Source organism: Variovorax ureilyticus (genome assembly GCF_037889935.1).
Classification (GTDB): domain Bacteria; phylum Pseudomonadota; class Gammaproteobacteria; order Burkholderiales; family Burkholderiaceae_C; genus Variovorax; species Variovorax ureilyticus.
Genome location: NZ_JBBKZU010000002.1, coordinates 114,195 through 130,560 on the forward strand (window position 1 = coordinate 114,195; position 16,366 = coordinate 130,560).

The following is a 16,366-nucleotide window of genomic DNA, read 5'->3' on the forward strand; positions in this document are numbered from 1 at the left end:
GCCCATGGCTGCTGCAACCGATGTCTCGGATCTGTCCGCCCCACCAGCCGGGACGGAAGCGCTCGAAGCCCTGCCGGGCCGTGCGCGCGACCTGGTCCCGGGCGTGTTGATCCTGGCCTTCATCGCGATCGCGCTGCCGGTGGTCGGCAGCGTGCCCACGTGGGTCACCCTGACCGTGGCGGGCCTCGCGATGGGGATGATGCTGTTCCTCATGGCCAGCGGCCTGACGCTGGTGTTCGGGCTCATGGACGTGATGAACCTGGGCCATGCGGCCTTCGTCGCGGTCGGGGCGTACACCGCGACGCTGCTGGTCGGACCGCTCAGGGGACTGCTCGAATCCGAATCGGTCTGGGCCAGCCTCGCCGCCATCGGGGCGGTCATCGCGCTGTCGATGCTGGTGACGGCGGCGCTCGGCTGGGTGTTCGAGCGGCTCTTCGTGCGGCCGGTGTACGGCGACCATCTCAAGCAGATCCTGATCACCATCGGCGCGATGATCATCATCGAGCAGGTCGTGCTCGTGCTGTTCGGCGCCAACCAGATGATGCTGCCGATGCCCGAGGCGCTGCGCGGTTCGCTCATCCTCGGCGACGTGGCGATCGAGCGCTACCGGCTCGTCGCGGTGGCGGTCGGGCTCGTGGTGTTCGCGGGCCTCGCGCTGCTGCTTTCGCGCACGCGGGTCGGTCTGCTGATCCGCGCGGGCGTCGAGAACCGCCAGATGGTCGAAGCGCTCGGCTACCGCATCCGCAACGTGTTCATCGCGGTGTTCGTCGGCGGCTCCGCACTCGCTGGGCTGGGCGGCGTGATGTGGGGCTTCTACCGCGAGCAGTTCACCGTCGCGATCGGCGCGGAGGTGCTGGTGCAGATGCTCATCATCGTGATCATCGGCGGCCTCGGCTCGGTCACGGGCTGCTTCGCGGGGGCGATCCTGATCGCGCTCGGCACCAACTACGTGAGCTTCCTGCTGCCGGACCTGGCGCTGGTGTCGAACATCCTCGTGATGATGCTCGTGCTGCTGTGGCGGCCGCAGGGGCTCTATCCGGTCAACAAGCACTAGGAGGGCACGGGAATGTTCAACGGAATCCTCTCGGGCGACCTGCCGCGCAGCCGCTGGCTGACGGCGCTGCTGGTGCTGATCGTGCTCTATCTCGCGTCCGCGCCCTTCCTGTTCTCGGGCGCACGTTCTCTCAATGTCGCGGCGACGATCTGCGTGTTCGTGGTGCTGGTCGCATCGTTCGACCTGCTGCTGGGCTACTGCGGCGTGGTGTCGTTCGCGCACGCGATGTTCTACGGCATCGGCGCCTATGGCGTCGCGATCTCGATGTACAAGCTCGGCCCGACCTGGACCGCCATGGGCATCGGTGCGCTCGCGGGTATCGGCTTGTCGGTGCTGCTGTCGTTCCTGATCGCGCTGGTGTCGCTGCGCGTGAAGGCGATCTTCTACACGATGATGACGCTGGCTGTAGCGGCCGCCTTCGGCGCGCTGGTCATGCGGCTGAGCGGCCTCACGGGCGGCGACGACGGACGCACCTTCAAGCTGCCCGAGACTCTTTCGCCGGGCTTCCGGCTGTTCGAGAACGACATCTTCGGCACGACCGTTAACGGCAAGGTGCTGACCTACTACCTGATCTTCGTCTGCGCGGTGGCGCTGTTCCTGCTGATGCTCCGGGTGGTCAATTCGCGCTTCGGCCGGGTGCTCGAAGCGATCCGCGAGAACGAGTTCCGCGCCGAGGCCATCGGCTACCGCACGCTCTACTACCGCGTGGCCGCCAACTGCCTCTCGGCCGCGCTCGCGGCCTGCGCGGGTGTGTTGATGGCACTCTGGCTGCGCTATGTGGGGCCGCAGACCACGGTGGGCTTCAACGTGATGCTCAACATCCTGTTGATGGCGGTGATCGGGGGGCTCGGCACGATCTATGGATCGGTGGTCGGCGTCGCGCTGTTCGTGGTGGCCGAGAACTACCTGCAGAGCCTGATGGGCGGCATGAGTTCTTCGCTGACCGCCGTGCCGATGCTGGCGGCGCTGTTCCATCCGGACCGCTGGCTGCTGTGGTTCGGCACGGTGTTCGTGCTGTCGGTGTATTTCTTTCCGAGCGGTGTGGTCGGCAAGCTCCGTTCGTCCATGCGGGAGGTGCTGTGAATTCGTCCGTCGTCGGACTGCGCCAGGAGGGCAGCGTCCTTGTCGTCACCCTCGACCGCCCCGATGTCCGCAACGCGATCAACAAGGACGTGGCCGTGGCGCTCGCGGCGGCACTGGCGGAACTCGATGCGCGGTCCGATCTGCATGTCGGGATCATCACCGGCGCGGGCGGCACCTTCTGCTCGGGCATGGACCTCAAGGCCTTCGCGGCCGGTGGCGACGAGCCGGCGGTGGAAGGACTGGGATTTGCGGGCATGTGCGAGGCGCCGCCGCGCAAGCCGCTGATCGCGGCGGTCGAAGGCCACGCGGTGGCCGGCGGCTTCGAGATCGCACTCGCCTGCGACCTGATCGTGGCGGCGCGCAATGCGAGCTTCGGGCTGCCTGAAGTCAAGCGCGGGCTCGTCGCATCGTCGGGCGGGTTGATGCGACTGCCGCGCGGCGTGTCGCGAAACATCGCGATGGAGATGGCGCTCACGGGCGATCCGATCACCGCGGAGCAGGCGGCCGCGTACGGCATGGTCAACCGTCTTGTCGAGCCGGGCGAAGCGCTGGGGGCGGCGATGAAGCTCGCGGCGCAGATCGACGCCAACGCGCCGCTCGCGGTGGCCGCCACCAAGCGCATCGTCGATGCGTCGCGCACCTGGCGCGACGAGGAGATGTTCGCGCTGCAGCGGCCGATCGCGACGGCGGTCAATCGATCGGCGGATGCGCGGGAAGGTGCGACGGCGTTTGCGCAGAAGCGGGAGCCGGTGTGGCAGGGGCGGTGATCAGCTGAACATCCGCGGATCGAAGACGAAGGGGTTGCGCTCGATGTTCACCGCGATCCGGCCGTAGTGCGGATGGTCCGGGTTGATGACGAGGTTGCGATCCCCGGGCTCGACTGCCGACGGCACCCACAGGGCGAGCGTTCTTCCGGCGATGCGCCACTGCAGGCCGAGCGCCTGCGTCATCGCCTGGTTCCTCGACCAGTCGGCCGGCAGGTCGGAGACGAGGACCTCGTCGAACTTCGCTTCGGCGGGGAGATCGAGCCGCATCAACGCCATGTTCTTCGGCGCGATGCCGTTGCTGTGCACGCGCTTTTCAAGCTGGCAGATGGAGCGGCTCGATCCGGCGTAGACGACCGGCTTGCCGGTCGGCGGCATCGGATGCCAGCGCCCCGCCGCGAGCGTGGAGCCGATCCACATCGTGTCGAGCGTGAGACTTCGGGTGCTCGCGATGCGCCAGGCAGGGCGCGTCAAACGACGCCCCCATACTCGATCGCGCTCAGGATTTCGCGCACGCGTTCGGCGCCGAATTCGTTGGATGCGAATTCGAGCGGCGTCTTGCCGTCCAGCAGGGGATGCGGCTTCGTCATCCAGGCCGGGCCGTCGTCGCCAAAGACTTCGGCGGCGCGCACCAGCAGGTCGGAGTGCCGCAGCATGCGTTCGGTGACGCTGGCGTCGAGGTCCTTGTCGCCGCCGCCCTTGCGCGACAGCATCGAGGGCGTGAGGTTGAGCGCGATCTGCAGGTCCTTGCGCCGTTCGAGGCCCGATGCGGCGAACCATTCGTCGATGACGCGGGCCTGCACCGGGTGGCTCGCGAGTTCGGCAGCTTGCCCTCGGTCGAAAAGCAGGGATGCGTGCGCCGCAGCTTCCTTGTCGGGGAACGACACCCAGAGCTGCCGCTGCGGCTCGGTGCCATAGGCCGACTCGAACACGCGCTGGAACCTGGCGGCCTGGCCGTGCGCGGCGGCGTCCTCGGCCGCAACGGCGAGCGTTGCGGTCTTCACGGGCTGCGGATAGCGCACTGCAGCAGCGGGGGCTTTCTTGAGGGGACGACGGGCGGCAGTCATGATTTGGATGCGATGATAGTCGCAAATGCAATATATATCCATTGCATTTGCAACACATGATCCGCTACGCCAGCGCGAACACCGGCATCCGCGGCAAGGTGCGTTCCCCGGTTTTCTGCAGGTGCTGCCGCATGCGCTTCTCGGCCTTGGCCTGGTCGCCTTCGAGGATCGCCGCCGTGATCGCGCGGTATTCCGCCACCATCGCCTTGAGGTCGGCCGTGGTCAGCGAGTGATAGAACTGCGCGCGGAACAGATGCGCGCGCGCCTGCGGCAGCACGCGGTCCAGCTCGGTGCTGCCGGCGATCTCGAACATGACCTTGTAGTAGTTGGCGCGCTCGTCGAGCACGCGGTCCAGCGCCTCGGGCGTGTTGGCGCCGATGAGCTTCTTCGCCGCCGCCTCGAAGCGCGCGGCATTGCCCTTGAGGTGGATGTTGGCCGCGGCCAGCCGTGCGGCGAGTCCTGAAAGGACCTCCAGCACGCCCAGCAGGCTCGCCGCATCCTCGCGCGTGAGCGAACGGATCACGGCGCCGCGATGCGGCATGAGATCGACCACGCCGCTCGACGCCAGGATGCGCAAGGCCTCGCGCACGGTGCTCCGGCTCACGCCCAGATCGCGCGTGAGGTCGGCTTCGATCAGCCGCTGGCCGACGGTGAAGCGGCGCATCAGGATGCCTTTGCTGATGGCATCGGCGACGCGGTCGGGCGTGCTGCGCGGATGCCGGTTCCCCCCGGCGTCGCGATCCGCGGCGGATCTGTTTGTTGTAGTTGCCATTCGACTTGACGCTGGACAAAAAGACACTGGATTGTCAGGCAATATCGGCCGACGGTTCTGCGAATTCCATCCGTGCCAACCCGCGACCGCGCAGCCGCTGGGCGCAAGACAGCCTTCGTCCCGGCGCCTAAGCTCCACGGCGATCGAAAGGGCTCGAATGTCTTCTTCCCCCGTATTGCTGGAGCGCAGCGGCCAACTCGCCATCCTCACGCTCGACCGGCCCGACCGGGCCAACGCGCTCGATCTGGCGATGAGCGAGGCCTTGATCGACGCCGTCGCCGAGGTCGCCCAGGACGTGGCGCAAGGCGTGGTCCGCGCAGTGCTGGTGCGGGCCAACGGCAGGCAGTTCTGCGCCGGCGGCGACATCGCGGACTTCGTCGCGGCCCGGGGCCGGCTTTCCGAGTTCCTGGATCGGCACATTCCGCCGCTGCATCGCGCGATCCATACGCTGGCGACGCTGCCGGTGCCCGTCGTGAGCGCGCTCAACGGACCGGTCGGCGGGGGCGGCATCGGGCTTGCGCTGGCGGCCGACATCGCGATCGCCGCCGAGTCGATGAAGCTGCGCGGCGGCTACTCGGCCATCGGCCTGACGCCCGATGCGGGCGGGTCATGGTTCCTGGCGCGGCGCGTGGGGGCTGCGCGCGCCAAGGAAATCTTCCTCACCAACGAGGTGCTGTCTGCACGGGAGTGCCTTGCCATGGGCGCGGTTTCGCGCGTCGTGGCGGACGCCGATCTGCAGGCGCAGGCGCTGACCCTGGCCGAAACGCTGGCGCGCAACGCGACCGCATCGCTCGGGCGCATCAAGATGCTGTTCGACGGTGTCTCGCGCCGCACGCTCGAGGAGCAGCTCGACCTGGAGCACCAGTGCATGGTCGCTTCCGGCCCGACCGCCGATGCGGCGGAAGGCACCTTGGCCTTTGCCGAGAAGCGTGCGCCGGTGTTCACGGGTCGTTGACCCTTCAGTAGCCAAGGTCGAGGACATGGTTGAAACACTTGTTTCGTCTTCCGAAAGTGTCGGACAAACCCTAATAAATTGTCTGACAATGCGAGCTAGGATGAAGCGCATGCAAGGACTGGCCTCGTGAGCGCGACCACCGCCAACGGCACCCTCGACACCGTTCGCCTGGCCACGTGGCTGGACGGCCGCATCCCGGGGTTTCGCGCGCCGGTGAGTGCCACGCGCTTCAAGGGCGGGCAGTCCAATCCGACCTACCAGCTCGCCGACGCGAACGGCACGCGCTACGTGCTTCGCAAGAAGCCCGATGGCGTGCTGCTGCCTTCGGCGCATGCGGTGGACCGCGAATATCGGGTGATCCAGGCGTTGCAGGACACCGAGGTCCCGGTGGCGCGCGTGCACTGCCTCTGCGAGGACCCGGACGTGATCGGCACGGCCTTCTACGTGATGTCTTTCGTCGATGGCCGCGTGCTCTGGGATCCGGCGTTGCCCGGCATGCAGCCGGCCGAGCGGCGTGCGATGTATGACGAGATGAACCGCGTCGTCGCCGCGCTGCATTCGGTGGACCATCGGGCGGCCGGTCTCGCGGACTACGGCCGTCCCGGCGCCTTCTTCGATCGCCAGATCGCGCGCTGGACCCGCCAGTACCGCGCCACGGTCGAAGGCCCGGATGCGATCGAGCCCATCGAAGCGATGGAGCGTCTCATCGAATGGCTGCCCGCGCATGTGCCCGCGGACGACGAGACCTGCATCTTCCACGGCGACCTGCGGCTCGACAACATGATCTTCCACCCCACCGCGCCGCGCGTGCTCGCGGTGCTCGACTGGGAGCTGTCGACGCTCGGCCATCCGCTGGCCGACTTCGCCTATCACGCACTGCCGTGGCGGCTCACCGCGCAGCAGTTTCGCGGCATGGCCGGCGCGGACTACGCAGCGCTGGGCATTCCGGACGAGCGCGCCTATCTCGACGCCTACTGCCGCCGTGTCGGCCGCCCGCCGGTCGATCCGGCGGAGTGGGAGTTCTACCTGGCCTACAGCATGTTCAGGCTCGCGGCGATCCTGCAGGGCATCCTGAAGCGGGCGAAAGACGGCACGGCGGCAAGCGCGCAAGCGCAGGAGACCGGCGCACGTGCGCGCCCCATCGCCGAGGCCGCCTGGCGCCAGGTGAAGGCGCATTTGTCCGACGCCACGAGGTCCCCACGCTAGCGCGCACGCCTTCATGTCCATTCGCGCTTCGCGTCCCGCGGAGCGCATTCAAGAAAGTCCATTCGTGTACGAGTTCTCACCCAAAGTCCAGGACCTCCAGAAGCGGCTCAGCGCCTTCATGGAGGAACACATCTATCCCAACGAGAAGCGCTACTACCGCGAAGCCGAGGAGCTCGGCCCGTGGAAGGTCGCGCCGGTGCTCGACGAGCTCAAGCCCAAGGCGCGCGCGGCCGGTTTGTGGAACCTGTTCCTGCCCGAATCGAAACACGGCGCCGGGCTCACCAACTTCGAGTACGCGCCGCTGTGCGAGATCATGGGCCGCTCGCACCTGGGGCCGGAGGTCTTCAACTGCTCGGCGCCCGACACCGGCAACATGGAGGTGCTCGCGCGCTACGGCACGCCCGAGCAGCAGGAACGCTGGCTGCTGCCGCTGCTCGCCGGCGAGATCCGGTCCTGCTTCGCGATGACCGAGCCCGACGTGGCATCGAGCGACGCCACCAACATCCAGTCGAGCATCGTGCGCGACGGCGACCACTACGTGATCAACGGCCGCAAGTGGTACACGACCAACGCGACCGATCCGCGCTGCAGGATCGCGATCTTCATGGGCAAGTCCGATCCGGACAACGCCGACCGTCACAAGCAGCAGTCGATGATCCTCGTGCCGCTGGACACGCCGGGCGTGACCGTGGTGCGGCCGATCTCGGTGTTCGGCTTCTACGGCGTGCCGGACCGCGCCTCCGAAGTCACCTTCGAGAACGTGCGCGTGCCCGCGTCGAACATGCTGCTCGGCGAAGGCCGCGGCTTCGAGATCGCGCAGGGCCGGCTCGGGCCGGGGCGCATTCATCACTGCATGCGGCTCGTCGGCCTCGCCGAGCGGATGCTCGAGCTGATGTGCAAGCGCAGCCTCTCGCGCGTGGCGTTCGGCAAGCCGGTGGCGGAGCAGGGCGTGACGGTCGAGCGGATCGCCGAGGCGCGCATCCTCATCGAGCAGGCGCGCCTCCTGACGCTCAACGCCGCGCACCGCATGGACACCGTGGGCAACAAGGTGGCGAAGGCGGAGATCGCGATGATCAAGGTCGCCGCGCCGAAGATGGCCTGCCAGGTGATCGACTGGACGATCCAGGCCTTCGGAGGCGGCGGCACCAACAACGACATGGGCATCGCATCGGCCTACGCCACCGCGCGCCTGCTGCGACTGGCCGATGGGCCGGACGAGGTGCATCGCAACCAGATCGGCCAGCTGGAGCTCAGGAAGTACCGTAGCGCACGGGTCGTCGCGCACGCCTGAACGCCACCCCCGCCAGGAATCAGGAGACACCTATGCAGAACGTCGACACCATCGAAGTCCCGTCCACCGCCAGGCATGAGCCGATGATGTGGCTCAACACCGACCGGGTGCTGTATGTCGGCCTCGCGGGGGCGCCTTCGGAGCGCACGCTGGGCGCCTATTCGATCTACATGTCGCTCAGCAAGCCGCATCGCATCCGCATCGACGACGGGGTCTGGGAAGAGGCCGAACTGTCGGTGGTGCCGCCCTACGTGCCGCATGGCATCGTGGCCGGCGAACGCATGTTCTGCAACATCCTGATCGAGTCCGACAGCGTGGACGCCGCAGGCCTGCCGGCCTTCGTCGCGCATGGCTGCGGCGCCATCCATGACGTGGTGGCGCTGGCCGCATTGCAGCGTGCCCTGCGCGCATTCCAGGGCAGCGCGACGCGGCAGTTCCCGCAGACGGCCGATTTCGATCGCGCATTCTTCGGCGAGGCGCTCGCCACGCGCCGGGTCGATCGCCGGATCGGCGCCGTCCTCGCGCGCATCAAGGACGACCCGAACAGCCCGACGTCCGCACAGGACTGCGCCGAAGCCACGCACCTGTCGGTGTCGCGCTTCCTGCATCTCTTCAAGGCGGAAGCGGGAACGCCGTTTCGCAGCTTTCGCACCTGGCAGCGCGCCCGCAGCGTGCTGTACTACGTGACGCAGGACACCAACCTCGCCAACATCGCCCTCGATGTCGGCTATCCGGATTCGACGCACTTCAGCCATTCGATCCGGCAGGTGTTCGGGCTCACCCCCAAGTCGATCTTCGCGGGCAGCCGCAAGCTCGCGCTGTACGGCCGTCCGGCGGCTGCACCGCAGCGCTACCAGTTCGCGTGACGGGAGCGTCGGCCGCCATGCAGTTGGATCTCGATTTCGATGGGCGTCATGTGGTGGTGTTCGGCGGCACGACCGGCATCAACTTCGGCATCGCCCATGCGTTCGCGCGGCAGGGCGCCCATCTCACGGTGGCGAGCCGCAAGGCCGAGAACGTCGAGGCCGCGATCGCCGATCTGCGCCGCCATGGCGGGAAGGTGTTCGGCACCACGGCCGACGTGCGCGATTTCGATGCGGTGGGCGCGGCGCTGCAGGCATCGGCCCGGCAGTTCGGTCCCATCGACGTGCTCGTGTCCGGCGCCGCGGGCAACTTCCTCTGCGAGGCCAAGGACATGTCGTCGAACGGCTTTCGGGTGGTGGTCGATATCGATCTGGTCGGCAGCTTCCATGTGCTGCGACAGGCGCATGCGCACCTGCGAAAGCCGGGTGCGTCGGTGATCAACATCACCGCGCCGCAATCGTTCGTGCCGATGCGCTACCAGGCGCACGCCTGCGCCGCCAAGGCCGGCGTCGACCAGCTCACCCGCGTTCTGGCACTCGAGTGGGGCGCGCAGGGCGTGCGCGTCAACTCGATTTCTCCCGGGCCGATCGACGGCACCGAGGGATTCCGCAAACTGATGGCGCCTTCCGAAAGCGAACGCGAAGCGGCGCGCAATGCGGTGCCGCTCAAGCGATTCGGCAGCCTGGACGACATCGCGAACCTCGCGCTGTTCCTGGCGTCGCCGTACGCGAGCTACATCTCGGGCGCGCTCATTCCCTGCGATGGCGGCGGCGCGCTGGAAAGCGTCAAGCCGGTGCTGGAGTCGGCGGGCGCGCAGATCTAGGCCATCCCGCGCAGCCAGGCGGGGGTGAGCTCTACTCCTCGGCAATCAGTTGCTTGAGCACGCGCCGCGCGCGCACCGGACCGCCGTCGGTCGCCAGCATCACGGGCCGCAGCGAGTCGAGATCGGTCGTCCCCATGTTGCGCTGCACGGCCTCGATCATGGGCTTGTCCTGCGTGTCGAAGGCCTTGCGCAGGGAGTCGAGACGGAGGGCGTCCATCGCCGGATCGCGTTCGCCCCAGTTGCGACCTTGCGCCCAGTAGTAGTGGGTGGTGGTCTCGGTCGCGGGCGTCATCAGGTGGCAGCCCTGGCTTTCGTGCGCGTTCTCGCGCGGCTCGCCTTCAGGCAGGACGCCCACCGTGAGCTTCATGAGGCCGGCAGGATCCCAGCGCACGTTGAGCCAGCGCTGAACGCGCCGGTCGCCGGCCTCGTACCACTTCTGCAGCACCGGGGGCAGCACCTCGTCGCGGGTCAGGCGATTCGAGTGGATGGTGTTGCCTTCCTGGACGATCTCCGTCTGTGCGCGGCGCACCGCGTCGCTTCCGAGCAAGCCGGGATGCAGGAACTCGATGTGGCCGAGGTCCATGATGTTGTCGGTCATGAGCTCGTAGTGCCCTTCCGCCAGCGTGTAGCCCTTGACGTTCTGGAAGGTTGGATCGCAGAGGAACTCGAATCCGGGGATGGCGCCCGCATCGGCCTTGGCGGGGTCGCCCATCCAGATCCAGAGCAGGTCGTAGCGCTCGACCAGCGGATAGCTTCGCACCAGCGCCCTCGGCGGGATGTGGCCGTTGCCATGCGGATTGAGCGTGCACACGCCGCGGCAGTCGAATCGCAGGCCGTGGTAGGCGCACTCGATCTGGTCGTCGACGAGGCGCCCCATGTGCAGCGGCGCGAACCGGTGTGGGCAGCGATCTTCGAGTGCCACGGCGACGCCATCGCTGCGCCGGTACATCACGACGGGTTTGCCGAGCAACTGCTTCGCCAGCATGCTCGCGCCCAGCTCGTCCGCCCATGCGGCGACGTACCAGGCGTTCATCAGAAATGCCATGTCGGGTGCTCCAGGCTTCTATTCGGGAAGGATGTCGAGGTCTGCGGTGAGCTTGGCCCAGCGTGCATGCTCGGCGGCAAGGAAGGCTCCCATCTGGTCCACGGAGCCCGCGCCTTCGGTGATCGGGCCGATGTCGAGCAGGCGCGCCGCCATGTCCTTGTCGCTCAGCACCGCATCGAGATCGCGGTTGAAGCGCTGGATGGCCGCGGCGGGCGTGCGGGCGGGCGCCACGATGCCGATCCAGCCGGCGTAGTCGAAGCCGGGGAGGGTCTCCGCGAGCGACGGAATGCTTTCCCAGCCCGCGATGCGCTTGGCCGTGGTCACCGCGAGCGGGCGCAGCCTGCCTGCCTTGACCATCTGGGCGATGGATGGAACGTCGCTCACGATCACCTCGGTCTGGCCGCCGACCGTGTCCGTCACGCCGGCGGACACCGATGCATAGGGCACCGAGTTCACCTGGATGCCGAGCTGTGCGCCAATGAGGCGCGTCATCATGCCGCTGTAGGTCTTGGGGCCTTCGTTGGCCACCGTCAGCCGTTCGGGGTTCGCCTTGGCGTAGGCGACGAGATCGGAAAGCGTCTTGATCTTCGAGCTCGCATTGACGGAGATCGCGAATGGCACCTTGCCCACCATGCCCACCGGAACGAAGTCCTTCCTGGGGTCGTAGGGCAGGTTCTTGAAGAGATAGACGTTGGTGACGAGCGCCGCAGCCGTGGCGAAGTAGAAGGTGTAGCCGTCGGGCGCGGCGCGCGACACCGCCTGGGCGCCGATCGCGTTCTGGCCGCCGGGCTTGTTCTCCACGACGATCGGCTGGTTCCACTTCTTCGACAGCTGGTCGCTGATCATTCGCGCCATGGCATCGGCACCCGAGCCGGCCGGCTGCGACAGCACCAGCTTGACCGGCTTGTCGGGCCAGCTCTGCGCCGAGGCTGTGAAGCTGGTGGCGTAGAGCGCCGCCGCGCTGAGCGTGAGGGTGAATTGACGTCGATTCATTTCATGTCTCCTGAGCGGGTATGTCTTGTTGCTGCGTCTCACCGTCACGCGGGGCACGCCATCGCGACGCCGAGCGCTGCAGCGGCCTCGTCGACCAGTTCCGCGGCCGCACGCCCACTGGCAGCGACGCCGAAGACGTAGTTGTCCGGCCGCACCAATGCCGCGCTGCATTCGTTGCGCTGGAACCAGCTCGCTGCGACACCCTCCGTCTCCGGCGTCGATGCGAGATCGGCGACCTGCAGGCCGGGGAACGCGCTCACGGGGCTCCGGCGGGTCGCGGCATCGGCGAGCACGAGTCGCCAGCCATGGCCGAGCACCGAATCCATGCGCTGATTCCCGGTTCGGGTGCGAAGCCACGGCTGCGGGAACAGCGTTCCCCGCGCGGCATGCGGCTGCTTCGACAGGAGTCCACCTTCGAGTCGAGGCAGGATGTCCTGCCTCGGTGTGTCGCGGACCTGTCCGCCGCATTCGGCCAGCATGCGCGCGTCGCGCTCTCGCGCCTTCCCGGCATCGCGCTCGCAGATCACCGCGCCGATGCCCTTGATCCGGCTCGTGAGTTCACGCACGTGTGCCTTGCGTTCGGTGCCGTAGCTGTCGAGCAGCGCGTCGGCCGCTGCACCGTTCACCTCGCCGGCGAGGACCGCGCCGAGCTTCCAGGTCAGATTGGCGACATCGCGAACGCCCTGGCACATGCCCTGGCCGAGGAATGGCGGCTGCATGTGCGCCGCATCGCCCGCCAGGAAGACCCTGCCCCGGCGCCACTCGGCTGCGACCAGGGCATGGAAGCGGTAGCTCGCCTGGCGCCACAGTTCGCCATCTTCGGGCGTCAACCAGCGCGCGAGCAGCTTCCAGGTTTCCTCGGCCTGCTCGACCTCGCGCGGGTCCTCGCCCGCCTTCAGCGATATCTCCCAGCGCCGATGGTTCTTCGGGCCGATCACGAGCGTGCAGGGCCGCTCGGGTTCGCAGTACTGCACGCTGACCGGTGGCAGCCTGGCGAGCCCGCGCTCGTTGACCAGCACGTCCACCACGAGCCACGGCTCGTCGAAGTCGAGGTCCTCGAGCGGCATGCCGAGCTGCGTGCGCACCGTGCTCGATCCGCCGTCGCACGCGATCGCGTACCTGGCCCGGACAGTCTTCGTTCCCTTGCCGGAGTTGTCGATCGTCAGCGAGACGCCCTCCGCGTCCTGCTCGATGCGCAGCATCTCGACGCCGAGGTCGACTTCGACATTCGGCATCCGCGCCACCCGTTCTCGCAGGGTGCGTTCGACCACCGGCTGCGTGAACACCATCGACGGCGTGTACCCCTGCGGGTAGGGCGGATCGACCATGGTCATGCGCCGGATGAGATGACCATCGACGCCGAAGTACTCCGAATTGGTGAAGGGCTCGCAGAAGGGCTGGACGGCTTCGGCCACGCCCAGCTGCTGGAAGATGCGCATGATCTCGTGGTCCAGTGCGATCGCGCGGGGGATCTGGTAGACATCCATCAGGCGCTCGCACACGTGGACACGCAGTCCGCGCTGGCCCAGCAGCCCCGCGGCGACCTGCCCGGCCGGCCCGTAGCCGACGATCGCAACGTCGAAGGTGGCCTCGCTCATGACGCCTCGTTCACGATCGGGTTGGACAGCACGCCGATGCGCTCGATCTCGACGTCGTAGGTGTCGCCGGCCTTCATCCAGACCGGCGGCGTGCGGGCCTGGCCGACGCCTGCGGGCGTGCCCATCACGAGCACGTCGCCGGGCTCCAGCGTGAGCACATCGGCCAGCAAGGCGATGGTCTCGGCCACGTTGAAGATCATGTCGCTGGTGTTCGCGTCCTGCATCACCTCGCCGTTGAGGCGGCCCTGGATCTTCAGGCCCACCGCGCCGGGCGGCAGTTCATCGGCCGTGACCAGCACCGGGCCGAAGCCGCCGGTGCCATCGAAGTTCTTGCCGATGGTCCATTGCGGCGTGCGCTTCTGGTAGTCGCGCACGCTCATGTCGTTGAAGCAGGCGTAGCCGAAGACGTATTGCAGCGCGTCGGTTTCCTTCGTGTGGCGCGGCACCTTGCGGCCGATGACCACGGCCAGTTCGGCCTCGTAGTCGAACTTCGAGGACACGCTGGGCACCACGCCCGCATCGCCGTGCGCGATCAGCGAGCTTGCGCCGCGGAAGAAGAACCACGGGTAGTCCGGCTTCTCGCGGCCGCCTTCCTTGGCGTGGTCGAAGTAGTTGAGGCCCAGGCAGATGGTCTTGCCGGGCTCGGGCACGAGCGGAGCGAGCTTCGCTGTCTTCAGCGGCTTGCGCTTGCCGGTTTCGAGCGCGCTGCGAGCGGCGGCGTGCAGGTCGGTGCCGGTGCGGAGTGCTGCGCGCAGGTCGGCCGGCACTTGCGCGTCGGCGTCATTGAGGTCGATGAGGTCGTCGCCGTCAACGACGGCCAGGCGCGTTGCGCCGTCGTCGCGCAGGTAGGTGGTGAATTTCATGGAGAGAGGTGCTTGGGTTGGAGATCAGGGATTCGGTGCAAAGAAGATGCGCTTCTGTGCTTCCTTCAGCGTGGCGCCGGGCGGCGGCGAGATGCCCCACTGGTCCACGCGGCCGGGCGGCCACTTCCAGTGTTCGGGGCCGTGCGAGGCGTAGCTGTCGTCGATCTGTTCGACCTCGGCCGTGTATTCGATGACCACGCCGAACGGGTCGAGGAAGTAGTTGAAGAGGTTGTTGCCGGGCCCGTGGCGGCCCGGTCCCCACTGGATGGGGAAACCGGCATCCTTCATGCGGCCGCCGCCGCGCATCACCGACTCGAAGTCCGGCATCAGGAATGCGATGTGGTTGAGCGCGTCGTTGTCCGAGATGCCGATCGCGATCGTGTGGTGATCGCTGTCGCAGTTCATGAAGGCCATGATCCCGGTGCGGTCCGCGAGCCGGAACCCCAGCGCCTGCTGCAGGAAGGCTTGCGTCTCATCCACCGCGTGGCTGTTGAGCACCACGTGGGTCAGGCGGATGGGCCGGTCGGCGACTGGTGCCTCTTCGGGGCGGCGGGCGTCGCCATGCACGACCTGGAAGACGCGGCCGTGCGGATCCTTGAACTTGAGGCCGATGCCGCCCGCCGGATCGCGCGTCAGTTCATGGGGCGCCGCAAGCACGGTCCCGCCCGCCGCCAGAACCGCGGCGTGGATCGCATCCAGCGCGGCGCGGCTGCGCGCGCGCAACGTCACCTGCCGAAGCTGCGCAACCTCGCCGCCGCGATGCAGCGCCAGCAGGTAGGTGTTGCTGCCGGTGCCGCGCAGGTACAGCGTGTCGTCGGTCCGATGCGCGACTTCCAGGTTCCAGGTGCGTGTGTAGAACGTCTCGGCCTTCGCGAGGTCGGGAACGAGGAGAGCCACGCTGCGCAGGCTCTCGATCCAGGGTGAACTCATCGGGGGGTCTCTTTCGTCGTGAGGCCGAGAAAGCGCTCGGCGTTGCGGTGCACGAGCGCCGCAACGGTGTCGGCATCGAAGCCGGCGGCTTCGATGCGTTGCACCGGCGTGCGATCGTGGAAGTTGAAGGGGTAGTCGGTGCCCACCAGCAGTTGGTCCGGACCGAACCGGTCGACCAGATGGCGAAGCATCGGCGTGTCGAAGACGAGCGTGTCGTAGAAGAGCTGGCGGGCCTGTTCGGCCGGCGAGGCGCGGATGCTTTCCTTGAGTGCCGGAAAGACGTCCCATCCCTGCTGCAGACGCGGCAGCAGCGAGGGCAGGGTGCCGCCGCCGTGGCTGAAGGCGATGCGCAATCCCGGACGCCGCAGCAGCAGGTTGCTGGTGATCACGGAGGCCGCCGCCAGGCCCACGTCGCCCGGATAGGCGAGCACCTGCTGCAAGGGTGCAGGCCCGACGAGGCGGTCCATGCCCGCGGGCCGCAGCGCATGCACGAACACCGCCGCGCCCATGTCCTCGCAGGCTTCGAAGAACGGATCGAGCTGCGGGGCGCCGACCGGCACGCCGTTGATGTTGCTGCCGATCTCCACCCCGGCAAAGCCGAGCGTCTTCACGACGTATTCGAGTTCGGCGATCGCCAGGTCGATGTCCTGCAGCGGCACCGCCCCCAGTCCGGCGATGCGCCCCTCGCTCTGCCGGGCCATCTCCGCGATGCAGTCGTTCGTGTAGCGAAGCAATTGCTGCGCGTCGCCCGCTGCCATCCAGTACGACAGCAGTTCGGGCATCGGCGAGACCACCTGCATCGCCAGGCCCATCCCGGGGAGGTCCTGCAGGCGGCGAGGGGTGCTCCAGCACGCATCCGACACGGTGCGGTACACCTTGTCCGCGATCATCACGTGGCGGTGGCATGCGTGGGCGGGGGCCATCGACGGCCAGTCGGCAGGCACCTTGGCGCCGATGTAGCGCGGGAAGTGCTCGGGCACCACGTGCGCATGCACGTCGATGCCGCAGTGGCAGGCGGTCGTTTGATTCATCGTGTTGGATCTGTCTCCGGAGCACCA

General features: G+C 67.7%; 17 protein-coding genes. 8 read left to right on the forward strand and 9 right to left on the reverse strand.

The annotated features are described in order from the left end of the window. Positions 1-4 precede the first annotated feature (4 nt). Genes WKW77_RS04880 through WKW77_RS04890 form a run of 3 tightly spaced genes read left to right on the forward strand, consistent with a single transcriptional unit; the run spans position 5 to position 2,904 of the window. Complete coding sequence (locus WKW77_RS04880; protein ID WP_340355715.1) at positions 5-1,054, forward strand: branched-chain amino acid ABC transporter permease; 1,050 nt, start codon at positions 5-7, stop codon at positions 1,052-1,054. Positions 1,055-1,066: 12 nt separating this feature from the next. Further along, entirely contained in the window at positions 1,067-2,137 is a 1,071-nt protein-coding gene (locus WKW77_RS04885) for a branched-chain amino acid ABC transporter permease (protein WP_340355716.1), read from the forward strand. Then, entirely contained in the window at positions 2,134-2,904 is a 771-nt protein-coding gene (locus tag WKW77_RS04890; RefSeq protein ID WP_340355717.1) for a crotonase/enoyl-CoA hydratase family protein, read from the forward strand. Before WKW77_RS04885 ends, WKW77_RS04890 begins: the two co-directional genes overlap by 4 nt. Here WKW77_RS04890 and WKW77_RS04895 read toward each other — a convergent pair whose 3' ends face one another. The 3 genes from WKW77_RS04895 to WKW77_RS04905 all read right to left on the reverse strand — a co-directional run bounded on the left by WKW77_RS04895 (position 2,905) and on the right by WKW77_RS04905 (position 4,740). Next, the gene (locus tag WKW77_RS04895; RefSeq protein ID WP_340355718.1) at positions 2,905-3,375 is read right to left on the reverse strand and encodes an RES family NAD+ phosphorylase; all 471 of its coding nucleotides are present in this window, start codon (positions 3,373-3,375) and stop codon (positions 2,905-2,907) included. It lies immediately after the preceding gene. After that, positions 3,372-3,968 (reverse strand): antitoxin Xre/MbcA/ParS toxin-binding domain-containing protein, encoded by a 597-nt coding sequence (locus tag WKW77_RS04900; RefSeq protein WP_340355719.1) that lies wholly within the window; start codon positions 3,966-3,968, stop codon positions 3,372-3,374. Before WKW77_RS04900 ends, WKW77_RS04895 begins: the two co-directional genes overlap by 4 nt. Before the next feature lie 64 nt (positions 3,969-4,032). Then, positions 4,033-4,740, reverse strand: a complete 708-nt coding sequence (locus WKW77_RS04905) for a GntR family transcriptional regulator (protein WP_340355720.1) — start codon at positions 4,738-4,740, stop codon at positions 4,033-4,035. Between the two features lie 157 nt (positions 4,741-4,897). On the opposite strand from WKW77_RS04905, the gene WKW77_RS04910 reads away from it, so the two are divergent. From WKW77_RS04910 to WKW77_RS04930, 5 genes are all read left to right on the forward strand, one after another. Continuing rightward, the gene (locus WKW77_RS04910) at positions 4,898-5,695 is read left to right on the forward strand and encodes an enoyl-CoA hydratase-related protein (protein WP_340355721.1); all 798 of its coding nucleotides are present in this window, start codon (positions 4,898-4,900) and stop codon (positions 5,693-5,695) included. Positions 5,696-5,821: 126 nt separating this feature from the next. After that, entirely contained in the window at positions 5,822-6,901 is a 1,080-nt protein-coding gene (locus WKW77_RS04915) for a phosphotransferase (RefSeq protein ID WP_422823126.1), read from the forward strand. A gap of 13 nt (positions 6,902-6,914) precedes the next feature. Further along, positions 6,915-8,192 (forward strand): acyl-CoA dehydrogenase family protein, encoded by a 1,278-nt coding sequence (locus WKW77_RS04920; protein WP_422823127.1) that lies wholly within the window; start codon positions 6,915-6,917, stop codon positions 8,190-8,192. A 32-nt stretch (positions 8,193-8,224) separates the two neighbouring features. Next, positions 8,225-9,058 (forward strand): helix-turn-helix transcriptional regulator, encoded by an 834-nt coding sequence (locus tag WKW77_RS04925; protein ID WP_340355723.1) that lies wholly within the window; start codon positions 8,225-8,227, stop codon positions 9,056-9,058. Between the two features lie 17 nt (positions 9,059-9,075). After that, the gene (locus WKW77_RS04930; RefSeq protein WP_340355724.1) at positions 9,076-9,879 is read left to right on the forward strand and encodes an SDR family oxidoreductase; all 804 of its coding nucleotides are present in this window, start codon (positions 9,076-9,078) and stop codon (positions 9,877-9,879) included. 31 nt (positions 9,880-9,910) lie between these two features. Here the strand turns inward: WKW77_RS04930 and WKW77_RS04935 are convergent, their stop codons facing one another. The 6 genes from WKW77_RS04935 to WKW77_RS04960 are packed head-to-tail and all read right to left on the reverse strand — an operon-like array spanning position 9,911 to position 16,339. Next, positions 9,911-10,924: a Rieske 2Fe-2S domain-containing protein gene (locus WKW77_RS04935; RefSeq protein WP_340355725.1), complete on the reverse strand. Its 1,014-nt coding sequence runs from the start codon at positions 10,922-10,924 to the stop codon at positions 9,911-9,913. Between the two features lie 18 nt (positions 10,925-10,942). Further along, a complete protein-coding gene (locus WKW77_RS04940) occupies positions 10,943-11,917 on the reverse strand; it encodes a Bug family tripartite tricarboxylate transporter substrate binding protein (RefSeq protein WP_340355726.1) in 975 nt (324 codons plus the stop codon). Between the two features lie 44 nt (positions 11,918-11,961). Beyond that, positions 11,962-13,515: a bifunctional 3-(3-hydroxy-phenyl)propionate/3-hydroxycinnamic acid hydroxylase gene (locus tag WKW77_RS04945; RefSeq protein ID WP_340355727.1), complete on the reverse strand. Its 1,554-nt coding sequence runs from the start codon at positions 13,513-13,515 to the stop codon at positions 11,962-11,964. Next, positions 13,512-14,378 (reverse strand): fumarylacetoacetate hydrolase family protein, encoded by an 867-nt coding sequence (locus WKW77_RS04950; RefSeq protein WP_340355728.1) that lies wholly within the window; start codon positions 14,376-14,378, stop codon positions 13,512-13,514. The genes WKW77_RS04945 and WKW77_RS04950 overlap by 4 nt, the downstream gene beginning before the upstream one ends. A gap of 24 nt (positions 14,379-14,402) precedes the next feature. Beyond that, positions 14,403-15,308, reverse strand: a complete 906-nt coding sequence (locus WKW77_RS04955; protein ID WP_340355729.1) for a VOC family protein — start codon at positions 15,306-15,308, stop codon at positions 14,403-14,405. After that, the gene (locus WKW77_RS04960; protein ID WP_340355730.1) at positions 15,305-16,339 is read right to left on the reverse strand and encodes an amidohydrolase family protein; all 1,035 of its coding nucleotides are present in this window, start codon (positions 16,337-16,339) and stop codon (positions 15,305-15,307) included. The genes WKW77_RS04955 and WKW77_RS04960 overlap by 4 nt, the downstream gene beginning before the upstream one ends. Positions 16,340-16,366 lie beyond the last annotated feature (27 nt).